General features: G+C 72.5%; 11 protein-coding genes. 6 read left to right on the top strand and 5 right to left on the bottom strand.

Going from position 1 to position 12,986, the window contains the following annotated elements:
* Nucleotides 1-93: 93 nt before the first annotated feature.
* On the top strand, nucleotides 94-2,217 hold the full coding sequence (locus H5V45_RS06555; RefSeq protein WP_185252192.1) for an alpha-galactosidase: 2,124 nt from the start codon (nucleotides 94-96) through the stop codon (nucleotides 2,215-2,217).
* Between the two features lie 42 nt (nucleotides 2,218-2,259).
* On the opposite strand, the gene H5V45_RS06560 is transcribed toward H5V45_RS06555, so the two are convergent.
* Nucleotides 2,260-2,955 (bottom strand): DUF1707 SHOCT-like domain-containing protein, encoded by a 696-nt coding sequence (locus H5V45_RS06560; protein WP_185252193.1) that lies wholly within the window; start codon nucleotides 2,953-2,955, stop codon nucleotides 2,260-2,262.
* Between the two features lie 35 nt (nucleotides 2,956-2,990).
* On the opposite strand from H5V45_RS06560, the gene H5V45_RS06565 reads away from it, so the two are divergent.
* Nucleotides 2,991-4,679 (top strand): FumA C-terminus/TtdB family hydratase beta subunit, encoded by a 1,689-nt coding sequence (locus H5V45_RS06565; protein ID WP_185252194.1) that lies wholly within the window; start codon nucleotides 2,991-2,993, stop codon nucleotides 4,677-4,679.
* Between the two features lie 81 nt (nucleotides 4,680-4,760).
* Here H5V45_RS06565 and H5V45_RS06570 read toward each other — a convergent pair whose 3' ends face one another.
* A complete protein-coding gene (locus H5V45_RS06570; RefSeq protein ID WP_185252195.1) occupies nucleotides 4,761-5,711 on the bottom strand; it encodes a DUF559 domain-containing protein in 951 nt (316 codons plus the stop codon).
* Between the two features lie 130 nt (nucleotides 5,712-5,841).
* Between H5V45_RS06570 and H5V45_RS06575 the strand changes: the two genes are divergently transcribed.
* Genes H5V45_RS06575 through H5V45_RS06585 form a run of 3 tightly spaced genes read left to right on the top strand, consistent with a single transcriptional unit; the run spans nucleotide 5,842 to nucleotide 8,625 of the window.
* A complete protein-coding gene (locus H5V45_RS06575) occupies nucleotides 5,842-6,519 on the top strand; it encodes a spermidine synthase (RefSeq protein ID WP_185252196.1) in 678 nt (225 codons plus the stop codon).
* A gap of 10 nt (nucleotides 6,520-6,529) precedes the next feature.
* Nucleotides 6,530-7,912, top strand: a complete 1,383-nt coding sequence (locus tag H5V45_RS06580) for a class II fumarate hydratase (RefSeq protein ID WP_185252197.1) — start codon at nucleotides 6,530-6,532, stop codon at nucleotides 7,910-7,912.
* Nucleotides 7,909-8,625 carry a class I SAM-dependent methyltransferase gene (locus H5V45_RS06585; protein WP_343061448.1) on the top strand — a complete coding sequence of 239 codons (717 nt, stop codon included), beginning with the start codon at nucleotides 7,909-7,911 and terminating at the stop codon, nucleotides 8,623-8,625. Before H5V45_RS06580 ends, H5V45_RS06585 begins: the two co-directional genes overlap by 4 nt.
* A 161-nt stretch (nucleotides 8,626-8,786) precedes the next feature.
* Here H5V45_RS06585 and H5V45_RS06590 read toward each other — a convergent pair whose 3' ends face one another.
* The 3 genes from H5V45_RS06590 to H5V45_RS06600 all read right to left on the bottom strand — a co-directional run bounded on the left by H5V45_RS06590 (nucleotide 8,787) and on the right by H5V45_RS06600 (nucleotide 12,073).
* Nucleotides 8,787-9,443 (bottom strand): aggregation-promoting factor C-terminal-like domain-containing protein, encoded by a 657-nt coding sequence (locus tag H5V45_RS06590; RefSeq protein ID WP_185252198.1) that lies wholly within the window; start codon nucleotides 9,441-9,443, stop codon nucleotides 8,787-8,789.
* A 254-nt stretch (nucleotides 9,444-9,697) separates the two neighbouring features.
* The gene (gene phoH2, locus H5V45_RS06595) at nucleotides 9,698-11,029 is read right to left on the bottom strand and encodes an RNA 5'-3' helicase PhoH2 (RefSeq protein WP_185252199.1); all 1,332 of its coding nucleotides are present in this window, start codon (nucleotides 11,027-11,029) and stop codon (nucleotides 9,698-9,700) included.
* A 267-nt stretch (nucleotides 11,030-11,296) separates the two neighbouring features.
* Nucleotides 11,297-12,073, bottom strand: coding sequence for an isoprenyl transferase (locus H5V45_RS06600; RefSeq protein WP_185252200.1), 777 nt, complete (start codon nucleotides 12,071-12,073; stop codon nucleotides 11,297-11,299).
* Nucleotides 12,074-12,166: 93 nt separating this feature from the next.
* Here H5V45_RS06600 and trhA point away from each other — a divergent pair, with 93 nt between their 5' ends.
* Nucleotides 12,167-12,889, top strand: a complete 723-nt coding sequence (gene trhA / locus H5V45_RS06605; protein WP_185252201.1) for a PAQR family membrane homeostasis protein TrhA — start codon at nucleotides 12,167-12,169, stop codon at nucleotides 12,887-12,889.
* Nucleotides 12,890-12,986: the final 97 nt, after the last annotated feature.

Raw genomic sequence — 12,986 nt, forward strand, 5'->3', positions numbered from 1 at the left:
CGAGCGCCCGGGCGGGTCCCCCGCCCGGGCGTTCGTGCACCCACCCCTAGGCTCATCCGCCGGACCACCCGACACCCCCAGGAGTCCCCCCGCATGCTGTTCCCGAACGGGACGTCCACCGGACCCCGCACCACCCTCGAGCTCGACACCGCCGGCGACGCGATGCCGCGCGTGCTGTGGGCCGGCCTGGCCCCCGCCGGCGGGCCCGGCCCCGGCGGCGTGCCGGTGCTGCCGAACGGCCCCGGCATGCCGCTGCTGGGCGAGCACGCGCACGCGCTCTACACCCGCCCGCACCTGCGCGGGCACCGGATCGACCCCGAGCGCGGCACGACCGGCCACGGCTGGACCACCCGCTTCTCCCCCACGGGCACCGAGGTCACCGACACGACCTTCCGGCTGACGGCGAGCGACCCGGACGCGGGGCTCGACCTCGTCCTCGAGCTCGAGTCGCTGGTCGGCGGCGGGCTGCGGGGCCGCTGCTCGGTCACGAACACCGACCCCACGCCGTACGTCGTGGACGGGCTGGAGGTCGTGCTGCCCGTCGAGGACCGGCTGGTCGAGGTCCTCGACTTCACCGGCCGGCACGAGCGCGAGCGCACCCCGCAGCGCCACCAGGTCACCGACGGCCTGTGGCTGCGCGAGGGGCGCGGCGGGCGCCCCGGGCTGGACGCCGCGACCATGGTGGTCGTCGGGACGCCCGGCTTCTCCTTCACGCACGGCGAGGTCGTCGGCGTGCACGTCGCCTGGAGCGGCAACAGCGTGCTGCGCGTCGAGCGGGACGCCGCCACCGGCACCACGGTCGGCGGCGGCGAGCACCTGCTGCCCGGCGAGGTCGTCCTGGCGCAGGGCGGGACCTACACCAGCCCGTGGGTGCACGTGGCCGCCGCGGACGACGGGCTCGACGGCCTGGCCGCGGCCTGGCACACCTGGCAGCGCTCGCTGCCCGCGCACCCCGGGCCGCAGCCGGTCCTGCTCAACGTCTGGGAGGCGGTCTACTTCGACCACGACCTGGAGCGGCTGCGCTCGATCGCGGACCGCGCCGCGGGCGTGGGCGTCGAGCTGTTCGTCCTGGACGACGGCTGGTTCCGCCACCGCCGCGACGACACCGCCGGCCTCGGCGACTGGTGGGTCGACGAGACGGTCTGGCCCGACGGCCTGACCCCGCTGGCCGACCACGTCCGCGGCCTCGGGATGAAGTTCGGGCTCTGGTTCGAGCCCGAGATGGTCAACCCGGACTCCGACCTGTACCGCGAGCACCCCGAGTGGATCCTGTCCGCCGGCGCGCACCGGGTGCCGCGCGAGCACCGGCAGCAGCAGGTGCTGGACCTGACCCGGCCCGAGGTCTTCGACCACCTCTTCGAGCGGGTGTCCGCGATCCTCGACGCGCAACCGGTCGACTACGTGAAGTGGGACCACAACCGCGACCTCCTCGAGGCCGGGGGCGGCGCCCGCGGCGGCTCCCCCGCGGCGCACGACCAGGCGATCGCCTTCCACCGCCTCCTCGACGCGCTCCGCGCGGCGCACCCCGGGGTGCTGTGGGAGTCCTGCGCGTCGGGCGGCGGCCGGATCGACCTGAGCGTGCTGGAGCGGGTCGAGCGGTTCTGGACCTCCGACATGACCGACGCCGTGGCCCGCCAGTCGATCCAGCGCTGGGCCACGCAGCTCGTGGCGCCGGAGTACCTCGGTGCCCACGTCTCTTCCACCACCTCCCACACCACGGGTCGCACCCTGTCGGTCGACTTCCGGGGCGCCACCGCGCTCTTCGGCTCGTTCGGCATCGAGTGGGACCTCACCACCGCCTCCGACGACGAGCTCACCGCGCTGGCCGGGTGGGTCGAGCGCTACCAGCGCTTCCGCGGGATGCTCCAGGCCGGCCGCACGGTCCGCCCCGAGTCGACCGACCCGACCGTGCTCCTGCACGGCGTCGTCGCCGCGGACCGCTCCGAGGCGCTGGTCGCGCACGTCGCGCTGGACGAGTCGGCGCACAACCGCGGCGTCACGGTCCGGGTCCCCGGGCTCGACCCCGCGGCGACGTACCACCTGGCCTGGGAGGGGCCGGTCGCCCACACGCACGTGAGCATGTCCGCGCCGCTGCCCGAGGTCGGGCCGACCGACGGCGTCGACGTGAGCGGCGAGGTGCTGGCGCGGCGCGGGTTCTGGATGCCGCGGCGGCGTCCCGAGACCGTGACCCTGGTGCACGTCACGCGGGTGGGCTGAGGCCGTCCCCGGCGGTGCGTCCCTGCGTGGCTGGGCGTGCCGTCAGGCGCCGAGGATCCTGCGGCGCAGCGTGCCGGGCGGGTTGCGCCGCTTGACCGAGACGCCGCCCCAGACGGCCACACCCCGGATCCGCACCGTGGGCGAGTGCTCGTCCAGCTCGGCGCGGACCAGGCTGGACGGGCCGGAGTAGCCACCCATGATCCCGGTGCCCTCGATGACGACGTTGACGTGCGGGCCGACGACGATGTCGGCCCCGCCCATGAAGGCATTCACGGTGATGACGACCTCGCGGGCGGCGAACTGCGCCTCGCGGAGGTCGAGGTTCGCGCCGCCCATCACGGCAGTGACCACCAGGTGCTGCGGCACCACCCACACGCCCTTGCGCTCCATCCCGCTCATGAAGGCGAGGTGCCGCTCGTCGGCGGCGCCGCCGGGCACGACCTGCGAGGTGGGACGCGGGGCGGGCGCGTGCGGGTGCTGCGTCGGTGCGGGGGCGCCGGGGGCACCCGGGACGCCCGGCCGGGTGCGGTGGGCCGGCAGGTCGACGGTGATGGGCACCAGGTCGGCGTACGTCCGCGCGGCGTACGCCGCCTCCAGCCGCTCGTCGAGCTCGGCGAGGTCGATGCGGCCCTCGCCGGCGGCCTCGCGCAGGATCTCGGCGACCTGGTGGCGCTCCGCGTCGGAGACCCGGAGCTGCGCCGGGTCGGTCGGGCGGTCGGGTTCGAGCTGTCCCTCCATGGTGCGAGCGTAAACCGCTCGACTAGCCTCGGGGCGTGAGCACCGAGCCCGAGTTCCGCTACTCCGACCTCCTCCCCACCGGCCGCGATGACACGCCGTACCGCCTGGTGACGACCGAGGGGGTCTCCACCTTCGAGGCCGACGGCCGCACCTTCCTGCAGGTCGCGCCCGAGGCGATCCAGCAGCTGACGGCCGAGGCGATGCACGACATCAGCCACTACCTGCGGCCCGCGCACCTCGCCCAGCTGCGCAAGATCATCGACGACCCCGAGGCCTCCGGGAACGACCGCTTCGTCGCGCTCGACCTGCTGAAGAACGTCAACATCTCCGCCGGCGGCGTGCTGCCGATGTGCCAGGACACCGGCACCGCGATCGTGATGGGCAAGAAGTCCGAGGGCGTGCTCACCGGCGCCGACGACGGCGAGGCGATCTCGCGCGGCGTCTACGACGCCTACACGAAGCTGAACCTGCGGTACTCCCAGCTGGCCCCGCTGACGACGTACGACGAGAAGAACACCGGCACGAACCTGCCCGCGCAGATCGAGATCTACTCGACGCCGCAGACGTCCGGGAAGCCGGAGTACAAGTTCCTCTTCATGGCGAAGGGGGGCGGATCGGCCAACAAGTCGTTCCTCTTCCAGGAGACCAAGGCGATCCTCAACCCGGCGCGGATGCTGACCTTCCTCGACGAGAAGATCCGCTCGCTCGGCACGGCTGCCTGCCCGCCGTACCACCTCGCCGTGGTCATCGGCGGCACGTCGGCGGAGTTCGCGCTCAAGACCGCAAAGTACGCCTCCGCGCACTACCTCGACAACCTCCCGACGTCCGGGTCGATGGACGCGCACGGCTTCCGCGACCTTGAGCTCGAGGAGGAGGTCTTCAAGCTGACGCAGTCGTTCGGGATCGGTGCGCAATTCGGCGGGAAGTACTTCTGCCACGACGTCCGCGTGGTCCGGCTGCCCCGCCACGGGGCGTCCTGCCCGGTCGCGATCGCCGTCTCGTGCTCCGCCGACCGCCAGGCGCTCGGCAAGATCACCCCCGAGGGCGTCTTCCTCGAGCAGCTCGAGACCGACCCCGCGAAGTACCTCCCCGCCACCGGCGCCACCCAGCCCGCCGACGAGTCCGAGGTCGTCGCGATCGACCTGAACCAGCCGATGTCGGAGATCCTCGCGACGCTGTCGTCGTACCCCGTCAAGACGCGGCTCTCCCTCACCGGCCCGCTCGTCGTCGCGCGCGACATCGCGCACGCCAAGATCCAGGAGCGCCTCGACGCCGGCGAGGAGATGCCGCAGTACCTCAAGGACCACCCCGTCTACTACGCCGGCCCGGCCAAGACCCCCGAGGGCTACGCCTCCGGCTCCTTCGGCCCCACCACCGCTGGCCGGATGGACTCGTACGTCGAGTCCTTCCAAGCCGCGGGCGGCTCGATGGTGATGCTGGCCAAGGGCAACCGCTCCAAGCAGGTCACCGAGGCCTGCCACACCCACGGCGGCTTCTACCTCGGCTCGATCGGCGGCCCCGCCGCCCGCCTGGCCCAGGACTGCATCAAGTCCGTGTCGGTGCTGGAGTACGAGGAGCTCGGCATGGAGGCGGTCTGGAAGATCGAGGTCGAGGACTTCCCCGCCTTCATCGTCGTCGACGACAAGGGCAACGACTTCTTCACCGACCCCTCCGGCGCGGTCACCGTGCCGATCTCCGGCATCCGAGTGCGGTCGGCCGAGTAGCGCGGTCCGCCGGCGGACGTCATGCGATCTGGTCGCCAGGGCAGCCACATCGCCTGACGTCCCGCGCCACGTCGTACGCCGTCAGGCGGAGCGCTCGAGGGGACACCCGCCGTCGCGCAGCGCCTGCTCGATCTGCTCGAAGAAGTCGTCGGGGGCGACCCGCAGGCCCAGCAGCGGGAGCCGCAGGACTCGCGCGTCCTGCAGCGTCACGGCGTTCTGCCGCAGGGCCTCGTCCACGACCGAGACGGCCCACTGGTGCTGGATGCCGTCGATCTCCACCACGACGCGCCACTCCTCCCAGCTCACGTCCAGGTAGTAGCGCCCGTTGCGTCCCCGCCTGACGACCTGGCGTGACGGCTCGGGCAGCCCGCGGCGACGACACTCCCGCGCGAAGTCGATCTCCCCGAGCGACCTGGCCCCTCCCAGCAGGTCCAGCAGCACATCGTGGATGAGGAGACGCCTCCGGTCGCGCCGCACCCGGAGCATCTCCGCGCCGAGCTGCTCCGCAGTGGCGAGACCCTGCTGGACCGTCATCGCCAGGAGCAGTGCGGCCTGCTTGTCCGAGCGCGCCCAGAGCGCCGCACGGATGGCCGCGACGGCCGGCCGCGTCCTCGGGACGCCGCTGGCAGCGAGGTCGTCCGACGACCAGCGCCGGGTCTGGCGGATGTTGAGGCCGGCGCCGCGCCGGACCCGTGCCCCTCGCGGCACGGACACCCGGATCGTGCGGGACTCGTAGTTCGCCAGGCCCGCGGCGATCAGGGCGGACTCACCGTCGAGGTGCGCACGCGGGCCCGCCTCCTGGACCGCGGCCCAGAACCGCGCCTCCTGCGTGAGCGGACCGTTGTGCGTGACGACCGACTGGGTCCCGTGACGGCGCCACCGACGGGAGGCCACGGCCGCCCGCACCTCGCCGCGGGTCAGCCCCAGCGCATAGGCCTGGACCAGCGAGATGACACCCGCCTGGTCGGCAGCGAGCCGCTCCGCCCTGCGTCGGCGCAGCTCGCGCAGCTGGGGGGTGGGACGGTCGGTCATGCCCGTTCCCTCCCCCACCTGGCAGCGGCCAACCGTCCCACTCGCGACCCTGTGGACAACGGCCTCGCGGGACGTCATACGTTGTGGTCGCCAGAGCAGCCAGATCGCAGGACGTCCCGGGAGCAGCCACATGGAGTACGTCGAGATCGCGCGCGCGGAGTCGGAGCGCGGCGAGCTGGTGCTGCGCGAGCGGCGCCCCGAGGGCGCGCCGACCAGCCTGGAGCTACGGGCGAACGGCGTGTTCGTGATGGACACGGTCGAGGTCAGCACCGAGCGGGCGCTGGCGTCGGCGGCGCTGGAGCTGGTCGAGGACCCGCGGGCCGTGGTGGTCGGCGGGCTCGGGCTGGGGTACACCATGCACGAGGTCCTCGCCGACCAGCGCGTCGAGAAGTGCGCGGTCGTGGAGATCGAGGAGGCGCTGGTCGGGTGGATGCGGGACGGGACGATCCCGCACGGTCCGGCGCTGCTGGCCGACCAGCGGGTCGTGGTGGTGGTGGCCGACATCGCGCACGCGCTCGCCGAGGCCCGCCCGGCGACGTACGACCTCGTGCTGCTCGACGTCGACAACGGCCCCGGCTACCTGGTGCACGAGGCCAACGCGGCGCTCTACGCCCCGCCGTTCCTGACCGCGGCCCGCGCGGCGCTCCGGCCGGGCGGCGCGCTGGTGATCTGGTCCGCGGACGAGGCGCCCGAGCTCGCGGCGGCCCTCACCGAGACGTTCGGCGACGCGGAGGCGCGCCCGCTCGAGGTGCTGCTGCAGGAGCGGGAGGAGCACTACTGGCTCTACGTCGCGCGGGTCCGCGGGTAGCGTCGCGGGCATGAGCGACTTCCGCACCGAGCACGACAGCATGGGCGACGTCCAGGTCCCCCGCGACGCCCTGTGGCGCGCGCAGACCCAGCGCGCGGTCGAGAACTTCCCGATCAGCGGCACGCCCCTCGAGCCCCGCCTCCTCCACGCCCTCGGGCTGGTGAAGGGCGCCGCCGCCCGCGTCAACGGCGAGCTCGGCATCCTCACCGACGAGCAGGCCGGTGCGATCGCCGACGCCGCCGCAGCGGTCGCGGCCGGCGAGCACGACGGGGAGTTCCCCGTCGACGTCTTCCAGACCGGCTCGGGCACCAGCTCCAACATGAACGCCAACGAGGTGATCGCCTCGCTGGCGGCCCGTGCCGGCACCGAGGTCCACCCCAACGACCACGTCAACGCCAGCCAGTCCAGCAACGACACCTTCCCCACTGCCATCCACGTCGCGGCCACGCTCGCCGTCGCCGAGGACCTCCGCCCCGCGCTCGCGACGCTCGAGGCCAGCCTCGCCGCGAAGGCCGAGGAGTTCGCCGGCCTCGTGAAGTCCGGCCGCACGCACCTGATGGACGCCACGCCGGTCATGCTGGGCCAGGAGCTGGGCGGCTACGCCGCCACGGTGCGGTACGCCGGGGAGCGGCTCGACGCCGTCCTCCCCCGCGTCCGCGAGCTCCCCCTCGGCGGCACCGCCGTCGGCACCGGCATCAACACCCCGCCCGGCTTCGCCGCCCGCGTCATCGAGGTCCTCGGCGAGCTGAGCGGCGAGGACTTCACCGAGGCCCGCAACCACTTCGAGGCCCAGGGCACCCGCGACTCGCTGGTCGAGCTGTCCGGGGTGCTGCGCACGATCGCCGTCGGCCTCACCAAGATCTGCAACGACCTGCGCTGGATGTCGTCGGGCCCGACGACCGGCCTGGCCGAGATCCACCTGCCCGACCTCCAGCCGGGCTCGAGCATCATGCCCGGCAAGGTCAACCCGGTGCTGCCCGAGGCCACGCTGATGGTCTGCGCGCAGGTGATCGGCAACGACACGACCGTGACGGTCGCCGGCGCGAGCGGCAGCTTCGAGCTGAACGTGATGATGCCCGTCCTCGCGCGCAACCTGCTCGAGTCGATCAGGCTGCTGTCGACCTCGACCACCCTGCTCGCGACCCGCTGCGTCGACGGGATCACCGCCGACGCCGAGCGGATGCGGCAGTACGCCGAGTCCTCCCCCTCCGTCGTCACCCCGCTCAACCGCCACCTCGGCTACGAGAGCGCGGCGAAGATCGCCAAGCAGGCCCTGGCCGACGGCGCCACCATCCGCGAGACCGTCGTGGCCCTGGGGTTCGTGGAGCGCGGGGAGATCAGCGAGCAGGAGCTCGACCAGGCTCTCGATGTCGAAGGAATGACCCACCCGTGACCAGCGACGACATCATGACGGACCGCGACGAGGTCCGCGCGCAGTACGCCACCGAGGGCAACCTCCTCACCCGCCAGTCCGTGTGGCAGCCCGCCGAGGACGGCCGCGACCCCACCGAGATCGCACTCGCGGTCGTCCGCGCGTCCGCGCCCGCCGACATCCTCGAGATCGGCTGCGGCACCGGCGCCTTCGCCGCGCGGATCGCGCAGGCACGTCCCGGGGCCGCGCTCCTGGCGACCGACCAGTCGCCGCGCTTCGTCGAGCTGACCGCGGCCCGCGGCGTCGAGGCGCGCGTCGCGGACGCCACCGAGCTGCCGTTCGAGGACGACGCCTTCGACCTGGTCGCCGCCATGTGGATGCTCTACCACGTGCCCGACCTCGACCGGACGCTCGCGGAGGTTCGCCGCGTGCTCCGACCCGGCGGCCGCTTCCTCGCCGTGACGAACGGCGACGAGCACGTGGCCGACCTGCGTCGCGAGGGCGGCGACGGACCGGTCGTGACGCAGTTCAGCAGCCAGAACGGCGAGGACGCGCTGCGCCGCCACTTCGACGTCGTACGACGTGAGGACGTGCGCCCGCGGGCGGTGTTCCCCGACCACGCGGCTGCGGTGGCCTACCTGGAGTCCTCGCGCGAGGACATCGCCTGGGACCTGCCGGCCTTCGAGGGCCCGCGGACCTACCTCGGCGAGGGGACCGTGTTCGTCGCGAGCTGAGTCTCGATACGCTCGCTGGCGCTCGCTACTCGACCACCGAACCGGCTCGCTGGCGCTCGCTACTCGACCACCGAAACCGGCTCGCTGGCGCTCGCTACTCGACCACCGAAGCCGGCTCGCTGGCGCTCGCTACTCGACCACCGAAGCCGACTCGGGGTCGGTCAGTACCAGCCGTGGCTGGACTTGAACGCCTGGGCACCGCAGGGCGAGCCGTAGCGGTCCTGGATGTAGCCCAGGCCCCAGCGGATCTGGGTGACGGGGTTGGTCGCCCAGTCGGCCCCGGCGGAGGCCATCTTGGAGCCGGGCAGCGCCTGCGGGATGCCGTAGGCCGACGAGGACGGGTTGTCGGCGTCGACGCGCCAGCCGCTCTCGCCGGTGTAGAGCGAGTCGAGGCAGCCGAACTGGCTGGTCGAGAAGCCGAACTCCGGCAGCAGCGCCATGGCGATGTCGCGGGGGTCCTGCTGGGAGAGGTCGACGGTGCGCGTGATCGCGGGGCCGTCGGACTGCTTCAGCGCCGCCTCCTTGGTCGGGTCGGCCGCGTCGCGGCGGTCCTCGGACCGGGAGGTCGGGGCGTCGGCGGCCCGCTCGGCGAGCTGCTCGTCGGAGAGCGGCTTGACCGTCGTGGCGCCCACGCCGGCAGCGGCGGTGCTGATGCTGCCGGGAGCGCTCAGGACGCCGCCGGAGACGGCGACACCGGTCGCGGCGACGGCCACGGACGACAGCATCAGCGTCGTGCGGAGCGCCTTCTTCGGCGCGTCGACGAGGGTCGCTTCGGGGACATGACGGTGCTTCGGGACGTACTTGGCACGCTTCGGCACAGGGGAGCTCTCGGGGGTGGACAACAAGGAACGATCTCCCCGGACCCGCTTCACTCACCCACGCAGGTCACGAAAAGATCACGACCTACCCTGCATGACCGATCGGGTGGTTGCAAACCGAACGACCGGATCCGTGAGCCGGATCTCGTCACTCCAGCCCCATCGACCACCCTCTCCCCGCACAGCACACCGGCCCCGCGACGTACCAGGAGTACGACGCGGGGCCGGTGACGTGCGAGTGCGGGACGGGCCGGTCAGACCACGACGTTCTCCAGCATCTCGGTGACCAGCGCCGCGATCGGCGACCGCTCGGAGCGGGTCAGGGTCACGTGCGCGAACAGCGGGTGCCCCTTGAGCTTCTCGATGACCGCGACGACCCCGTCGTGGCGCCCCACCCGCAGGTTGTCGCGCTGGGCGACGTCGTGGGTCAGGACGACCTTGGAGTTCGCCCCGATCCGCGAGAGCACCGTCAGCAGCACGTTGCGCTCCAGCGACTGCGCCTCGTCGACGATGACGTAGGCGTCGTGCAGCGAGCGGCCGCGGATGTGCGTGAGCGGCAGCACCTCGAGCATCCCGCGGTCGAGTATCTCCTCGATCACGTCGCGCGAGGTCATCGAGCCGAGCGTGTCGAAGACCGCCTGGCCCCACGGCGACATCTTCTCGGACTCCGAGCCGGGCAGGTAGCCGAGCTCCTGACCGCCCACCGCGAACAGCGGGCGGAAGACCACGACCTTCTTGTGCTGGCGGCGCTCGAGCACGGCCTCGAGCCCGGCGCACAGCGCCATCGCCGACTTGCCGGTGCCGGCCCGGCCGCCCAGGGAGACGATGCCGACCTCGGGGTCGAGCAGCATCTCCAGCGCGATCCGCTGCTCGGCGGAGCGGCCGTGGATGCCGAACGCCTCACGGTCGCCGCGCACCAGGTGCACCTGCTTGTCGGCGCCGACCCGGCCGAGGGCGGTGCCGCGGTCGGAGAGCAGCACCAGGCCCTGGTGGCAGGGCATGTCACGGGCGGCGTCCAGGTCGAGCACGCCGTCGTCGTACAGCTCGTCGAGCTCGGTGGCGGCCACCTCCAGCTCCGCCATGCCGGAGTAGCCGGTGTCGGAGTCGTTGATGCCCTCGGCGCGGTACTCCTGCGCGTCCAGGCCGACCGCGGCCGCCTTGATGCGCAGGGGCAGGTCCTTGGAGACCAGCGTGACCGCGTCGCCCTCCTCGGCCAGGTTGAAGGCCACCGCGAGGATCCGGGTGTCGTTGTCGCCGAGGCGGAAGCCGGACGGCAGCGCCATCGGGTCGGTGTGGTTCAGCTCGACGCGGAGCGTGCCGCCCTCGTCCCCGATCGGGACGGGCTCGTCAAGCCGACCGTGGATGACCCGCAGCTCGTCCAGGCTGCGCAGCGCGGAGCGGGCGAAGTAGCCCAGCTCCGGGTGGTGCCGCTTGCCCTCGAGCTCGGTGATCACGACCACCGGGAGCACCACCTCGTGCTCGGCGAACCGGCGGATCGCACCGGGGTCGGCCAGCAGGACGCTGGTGTCGAGGACGTAGGTGTGCACGGACTTCTTGACGCGGGACTTCTTGGGCTGCGACGGCACGATGTCACCCCTCACGGGCCAGCGCGCGCACTCGTCGCCCGGCCCTAGTTCACACAGGTGGACCGGGCACTGACCTGCAGGCCGGAGTGCCGGCCTCCGTCCGCGCGGCAGGGATCGTCCTGCCGTGCGATACAGCCGTGAATGCTCACGAGCGGGCCTCCCGATACGACGAGCTTCCCCACTCGTCGTTGATCGGAAAGTACGCCGCGGAGCACGCCGGATCGGGGCGACACGCCAGACCGCGGGGTGAAGGGATTGTTAACGGGTTCAGGTGCCGAAGCGACGGTCGCGCTGGGCGTAGGCCCGGATGGCGCGAAGGAAGTCCACGCGGCGGAAGTCGGGCCAGTAGGCCTCGCAGAAGTAGAACTCCGACTGCGTCGACTGCCACAGCAGGAAGCCGCCGAGGCGCTGCTCGCCCGACGTGCGGATCACGAGGTCCGGATCGGGCTGGCCCTTGGTGTAGAGGTGCTCGGCGATGTGGTCGACGTCGATGACCTCGGCCAGCTCCTCGAGCGTCATGCCCTTGTCGGCCTGCGCGTGGAGCAGCGAGCGCACGGCGTCCGCGATCTCGCGCCGGCCGCCGTACCCGACCGCGATGTTGACCAGGATCCCCTCGACGTCGCGGGTGGCCTCCTCGGCGGCCTTGAGGCGCTCGGCGGTGTGCGCCGGCAGCAGGTCCAGCGCGCCGACCGGGTGCAGCCGCCAGCGGCGCTGGTCGGCCAGCGAGTCCACGGCCTCCTCGATGATCTGCAGGAGGGGGGTGAGCTCGGCGGCCGGGCGGTTGAGGTTGTCGGTGGAGAGCAGCCACAGCGTGACGTGCTCGATCCCCGCCTCCTCGCACCAGCCGAGCAGCGGCTCGATGTTGGCGGCGCCGGCACGGTGGCCCTGCGCCGTGTCCGCACCGACGGCCCGCGCCCAGCGCCGGTTGCCGTCGAGCATCACGCCCACGTGCTTGGGCAGCGACTCGGTGGGCATCCGACGGAGCATCCGGGCTTCGTACGCCGGGTAGAGCACCCGCCTGATGCCACGCTTCCAGTCCGCCACCCCTCGATGTTAGCGGCGGTCCGGCCCCGCGGGGGCGCGTGACGTACGCCGCCTTCCCGGCCGTGTCGCCCGGGGGCCCGGTACGGTCTCTCCATGTCCCACTCGATGAACGAGGCGATCCGGTCCGGCCTCGACACGCTGGCCGAGCGCGTCGACGAGGTCAAGCCGAAGCTGCGCGGGTGGATCCACCTCGGCACGGCGCCGCTCGCCCTGGCCGCCGGCATCGTCCTGGTGGCGCTGTCGCCCACCTCCCAGACGCGCCTGGGCTCGGCGGTCTTCAGCCTCAGCGCGCTGATCCTCTTCACGGTCTCGGCGATCTACCACCGGGGCACGTGGTCGCCGCGCACGTGGGCGTTCCTGCGGCGCTTCGACCACGCCAACATCTTCGTGCTCATCGCCGGCTCCTACACGCCGCTGACGCTGATCCTGCTCGAGGGCCGCCAGCGCGTCTGGCTGCTGTCGACCGTGTGGACCTGCGCGATCCTCGGCGTGCTCTTCCGGGTGTTCTGGACCGACGCCCCGCGCTGGCTCTACGTGCCGCTCTACATCGGCATGGGTTGGGCGGCGCTCTTCTTCCTGCCCGGCTTCATCGACGGGGCCAGCTCGGTCCTCGGCGTCGGCGTCGGCACCGCGGTGCTGGTGCTCGTCGGCACGGGCGGGGCGCTCTACACGCTCGGCGCCGTCGTCTACGGCTTCAAGCGCCCCAACCCGTGGCCGCAGTGGTTCGGCTTCCACGAGATCTTCCACAGCTTCACGATCCTGGCGTTCGTGACGCACTACGTCGGCATCTCGATGGCGACGTACGCCTTGCGGTAGGTCTCGATACGCTCGCTGCGCTCGCTACTCGACCAACGAGCAGCAACGCTCGCTGCGCTCGCTACTCGACCAACGAGAAGCGAGGGACGCACGGGAC

Source organism: Nocardioides luti (assembly GCF_014212315.1).
Classification (GTDB): Bacteria; Actinomycetota; Actinomycetes; order Propionibacteriales; family Nocardioidaceae; genus Nocardioides; species Nocardioides luti.